Raw genomic sequence first — 4,950 nt, 5'->3', positions numbered from 1 at the left:
TTTTTGCTGAATTACCGTATGATCAAAGCTACGGAACTTCTAAAACTGACACAGCTTTCTATTCGAGATATCAGTAGTGCCGTCGGCTATGCCAATCAGCTTCACTTTTCCAGAGCTTTTAAAAATGTATATGGCATCTCACCGAGGGAATGGCGAAAGCAAAACCAACTGCCGCTATAAACCAAAAGGCCGCTATATCACATTAAGCCTTTATGTGATATAACGGTCTTTATTTTTCCCGAAATTTATTATTTGTTTTTTTCTCTCCGGCGTTTCTTTTTATAAAAATGCAAAATAATCTTTTCCAACTTTCTCTTAAATACGATCTGTATTTCTTCCTTTGGATGAATCGGCCGAACAAGAATACTGTAGATTCCGGCAAGACGGGCGCCAAAAATATCTGTAAAGATCTGGTCACCCACAAAAAGGATCTCATCCGCTTCCAGCCCCATCAAAGCTGCTGCCTTCAGGTAATTCTCCGGATTGGGCTTATGGGCATCACACACGGTGTAGGCATGAATATTTTCATTAAACATACGCACACGCTGTTCCTTATTGTTAGAGATCAATGCATAGGAAAATCCCAGTTCTTTCAACTGTTGAAACAGATTTTCCGCCCGCTCATCTGCCATGGCTCCGTGAGGAACCAGTGTATTGTCAATATCAAAGATCACGCCTCTGTAACCCTTTTTATAAAACTTCTCAAAAGGTATATTGTAAGTGGATGCCACCCAGGCATCCGGATAAAACATTTCAAACATTTCTTTATTCTCCCCGCTTATTTTAATCAAACTTCAATTTGAGCTCTACCGGACAATGATCGGATCCGAAAATTTCCTGATGGATGGATGCGGATTCCAACTGATCTTTTAAAGCATCCGACACAATAAAATAGTCAATGCGCCATCCCGCATTGTTCTTTCTTGCATTAAAACGATAAGACCACCAGGAATATTCGCCGGTCTTATCCGGGTAAAAATACCGGAAAGTATCAATAAACCCGGCCTCAAGAAGTTCGGTCATCTTTGCCCGCTCTTCATCAGAAAAGCCCGCATTCTTCCGGTTTGTCTTTGGATTTTTCAGATCGATCTCTTCATGGGCCACATTCAGATCCCCACACAGAACCACTGGTTTTGTCTTTTCGAGTCCTTTTAGATATGCTCTGAAATCATCTTCCCATTCCATTCGGTAAGGAAGACGTGCCAAACCATCCTTTGAATTCGGCGTATAGACATTCACAAGATAAAACTTATCGTATTCAAGTGTAATGACCCTTCCTTCCATGTCATGCTCTGCAATTCCCATACCGTAAGCTGCGGAAAGCGGATGTATTCTTGTAAATACTGCCGTTCCCGAATAGCCCTTTCTCTCAGCATAATTCCAATACTGCTCATATCCCGGCAAGTCCAATTCGATCTGACCTGCCTGAAGTTTTGTCTCCTGAAGGCAGAAAATATCCGCATCCAGTTCATTAAATATGTCCACAAAGCCTTTTCCCACAACAGCACGAAGGCCATTGACATTCCATGAAATTAATTTCAACGCATCCATCCCCCTATCTCCTCAACTAATTTACAATTCATCTCATGGGTATTTATTCCAATGCGGTAATAATCCCCTGTCATATTTTCATAATCATCACAGCACCGGATCATAATTCCTCTCTTTAAAAGCCATTCGCCAAGAGGCTCCCTGTCCGCCTTTGAAGCTTTGAATAAAAGATAATTGGCCCTGCCGTCAATGACTTTCAGATTCAGCCCTAAAAGTGCTTCTCTAAGCCACTTCCGCTCCTTTGCAATATAGGACCGCACTTCTTCCTCATAGGCCTCCGATCTTAATGCCTCAAGTCCGGCCGCCTCTGCAACACAATTGATATTCCAGTCACATCCAAAATGATCCACTCGATCTGCCATTCCCTCTTTGCTGCAAAGAAGATATCCCAGCCTCAGTCCCGCAATGCCGAACATTTTTGTAAAAGACTTGATAATGCAAAGTTTCGGATGATCTTTCAAACGATCCATCACGGAATAGGTTTCGCCATCTTCAACAAATTCTAGAAAACATTCGTCCACCACAAGCCAGGTGTCTGTTTCCTCACAGCGCAGGAGCACTTCCTCTACCTGGGCTTTTGTCATCAGAAGCCCGGTGGGATTATTCGGGTTGCACAAAAACAGGATATCCGTATCTTTCTGAATCATGTCCAGCAAATCACTTTTTACTTTAAAATCCTTATGGTCGATCGCATAATGGTCGATTTTTGCATCCACGCATCTTAAAGCCGCCTCATATTCTGCAAATGTGGGTGCAAGAACAACCGCCCTTTTTGGCCGGAGTGCAAAGACCAGACGAAAAATCACATCTGAGGCCCCGTTTCCCATACATATCCAATCCGGTAAAATACTATACTTCTCTCCAATGGCATGCTTCAGATTAAACTTACTGTCATCCGGATACCATCCCGCTCTCTCAAGACTTTCTTCCATTGCTTTTTTTATATTATCCGGAATGCCTAAAGGTGTGACATTCACCGAAAAATCAATCATCGACTCTTTACTCCTTCCCGAAATTCTTGCACCGTCCCTTCGCTTGCCTCCGTGATGTATATGATCATACCATGTGCTCATGAATTTCATCCAATATCATCTTTAACCGTTCTGCTGGTATCTGACCCGGTGCAGAGGCTTTATCACCGGCGCCAAACGTCATTGCCGAACCAAAAAATTCACCGGAAAGTCGGCTGATCAGCCCCAGCGGACCCATGGACATGGTCACAACCGGCTTTTCTGTATAAAGGCGCTGCATCTCTTCCGTTGCAGACAAAAGATCCAGCACATCTGTCCGGGATTTCGGCATAACGGCAATCTTTAAAATATCCGCCCCCATCTCATCCATTAAGATCAGACGACGGGTGATTTCGTCCTTATCCGGCGTCTTTATAAAATCATGATTGGAAGCGATCACTTTTATTCCGCATGCATGGGCCTTTTCAATAATCGGTCCCCTTACTTTCTCATCCATAAATAATTCCACATCGATCGCATCCGCCCATCCGGATTCACACACAGATTCTAAAAGCTCTCTGTACTGTTCCGGGCGAATGGCTTTCTCGCCGCCCTCCTGTGCCGTGCGGAATGTGAATAACAATGGTTTCTCACCGATAACACTTCTCAGAGCCTCAAGCATGGCTCTTACATAAGACATATCGAATATTTCATCATACCAGTCGCCGCGCCATTCTACGATCTCGGCCGGAAGCGAATGGATCCTTTCTGCCTGATCAAGGATATCCTGACCTGTCTTTCCGCAGATCGGAACGCAGATCTTCGGTCGTCCCTCCCCGATCGCCAATTCTCTTATATAAACTGTATTCATAATTTAATTAACCTCCAAATTGACATTCAACCTATTTTATTTTAATATTAATTCAAAATAATGGCAAGCTTAAGATAAAGGAGACAGAAATTATGGAATCAAGAATTACTGGACATACCGTTTTGACCGGACTTTTAGGAAGTCCGGTAGCACACAGCATCTCACCGATGATGCATAACGAAGCCTTTCGTCAGCTCGGTCTGGACTATGCCTATCTGGCATTTAATGTGGGAACAGATCATTTAAAAACAGCTGTCGAAGGCCTTAAAGTCCTCGGCGTACGAGGATTTAACCTGACTATGCCGGATAAAAATCTCATGGCCGAATACTGCGATCACCTCTCACCGGCAGCCCAGATTATTGGTGCTGTCAATACAGTTGTCAATGATAACGGCATTCTGACCGGACATACGACAGACGGTATCGGTTACATGCAGGCAGCAAAGGATGCGGGCTATGACCTCACCGGAAAGACGATGACCCTTCTCGGCGGCGGCGGTGCGGCTACAGCCATCTGCGTTCAGGCCGCTCTGGACGGTTTAAAAGAAATTCATGTATTTAATATAAAAGATCAATTTTTCCCTCGCCTCCAGGCCCTTGTAGACCGGATCAATGAAAAAACAGACTGTAAAGTGACTTTAGATGATCTTGCAGACACCACTGAACTGAAAAAAGCTGTTGATGCCAGCGATATTCTGACAAACGGCACTTCTGTCGGCATGAGTCCGAATACAGATAACTGCCTCATCACAGACATGAGCATGTTCCGACCGGACCTCATTGTCTCTGATGTCATCTACAATCCGGAAGAGACAAAACTCCTCCGTCTGGCCAGAGAACACGGCTGTCCGACCTTTAACGGCCTCTACATGCTTCTTTATCAGGGAGCTGCTGCATTTACACTCTGGACAGGCAAAGAAATGCCGATAGACATTATAAAAGAAAAATATTTTAAACGCTAAATTCTATAACTGGGAGGGATTCATATTATGGAGACAAGAGAAAATATTTTGAGCCGGAGAAGTATCCGAAATTATTTACCTACACCGGTCAGCAAAGAAGATTTACAGGAAATTCTTGAAGCCGGCACATGGGCACCTTCGGCCGTAAACCTTCAGCCATGGTACTTTGTTGCCATTCAGAGCAAAGAAGAGCTTGCAAAAATGTCCGAGATTATGGAACGTGTAGCCAATCGACTTGAACCGTCGTTAAAAGCACGTTTTGCCAACGCTCCGGCTGTTGTCGATGAGACAACGACTTTCGTCCGGAATCTCGGTGGTGCCCCGGTTTACATCCTGGCATTTCAGTTAAAACCGGACTACGAAAACAAAGCCGATATGATCAACCTCAGTATCGGTGCAGCACTGGAAAATATTTTGCTGGCAGCCCATGATAAAGGTCTGGCCACCTGCTGGCTTACCGCACCGGTAGAAACCCTGGTCGGTGATGAACTCAGAGACATGTTTGCCCCTGGAAAAGGCAGCCTGGTCGCTCTCGTCACTCTCGGTTATCCCGCTAAAGAAGCAAAAGCGCCAAGACGTAAAGAGGGACGATTTACAATCATTTAAAACATGGGGC

General features: G+C 44.5%; 7 protein-coding genes. 3 read left to right on the top strand and 4 right to left on the bottom strand.

Annotated elements, in window-relative coordinates:
- Window positions 1-180, top strand: a 180-nt coding sequence (locus QZZ35_RS09055) for a helix-turn-helix domain-containing protein (RefSeq protein WP_291237105.1), incomplete at its 5' end; no start/stop codon positions are given.
- 68 nt (window positions 181-248) lie between these two features.
- Here the strand turns inward: QZZ35_RS09055 and QZZ35_RS09050 are convergent.
- Genes QZZ35_RS09050 through aroD form a run of 4 tightly spaced genes read right to left on the bottom strand, consistent with a single transcriptional unit; the run spans window position 249 to window position 3,372 of the window.
- On the bottom strand, window positions 249-761 hold the full coding sequence (locus QZZ35_RS09050) for a YqeG family HAD IIIA-type phosphatase (protein WP_291237104.1): 513 nt from the start codon (window positions 759-761) through the stop codon (window positions 249-251).
- Between the two features lie 22 nt (window positions 762-783).
- Window positions 784-1,551 (bottom strand): exodeoxyribonuclease III, encoded by a 768-nt coding sequence (locus tag QZZ35_RS09045; RefSeq protein WP_330635643.1) that lies wholly within the window; start codon window positions 1,549-1,551, stop codon window positions 784-786.
- Window positions 1,539-2,624, bottom strand: coding sequence for a pyridoxal phosphate-dependent aminotransferase (locus tag QZZ35_RS09040; protein WP_291237103.1), 1,086 nt, complete (start codon window positions 2,622-2,624; stop codon window positions 1,539-1,541). Before QZZ35_RS09040 ends, QZZ35_RS09045 begins: the two co-directional genes overlap by 13 nt.
- Window positions 2,608-3,372 carry a type I 3-dehydroquinate dehydratase gene (gene aroD, locus QZZ35_RS09035; protein WP_291237102.1) on the bottom strand — a complete coding sequence of 255 codons (765 nt, stop codon included), beginning with the start codon at window positions 3,370-3,372 and terminating at the stop codon, window positions 2,608-2,610. Before aroD ends, QZZ35_RS09040 begins: the two co-directional genes overlap by 17 nt.
- 92 nt (window positions 3,373-3,464) lie before the next feature.
- Between aroD and QZZ35_RS09030 the strand changes: the two genes are divergently transcribed.
- Together QZZ35_RS09030 and QZZ35_RS09025 are read left to right on the top strand one after the other, a co-directional pair.
- Entirely contained in the window at window positions 3,465-4,334 is an 870-nt protein-coding gene (locus QZZ35_RS09030) for a shikimate dehydrogenase (RefSeq protein ID WP_291237101.1), read from the top strand.
- 27 nt (window positions 4,335-4,361) lie between these two features.
- Complete coding sequence (locus QZZ35_RS09025) at window positions 4,362-4,940, top strand: nitroreductase family protein (RefSeq protein ID WP_291235293.1); 579 nt, start codon at window positions 4,362-4,364, stop codon at window positions 4,938-4,940.
- Window positions 4,941-4,950: the final 10 nt, after the last annotated feature.

This window comes from Frisingicoccus sp., assembly GCA_016298055.1.
In the GTDB taxonomy this organism is placed as follows: domain Bacteria; phylum Bacillota; class Clostridia; order Lachnospirales; family Lachnospiraceae; genus Frisingicoccus.
Note: the sequence above shows the minus strand (reverse complement) of the source record. Positions and strands in the feature narration are given on the sequence as shown.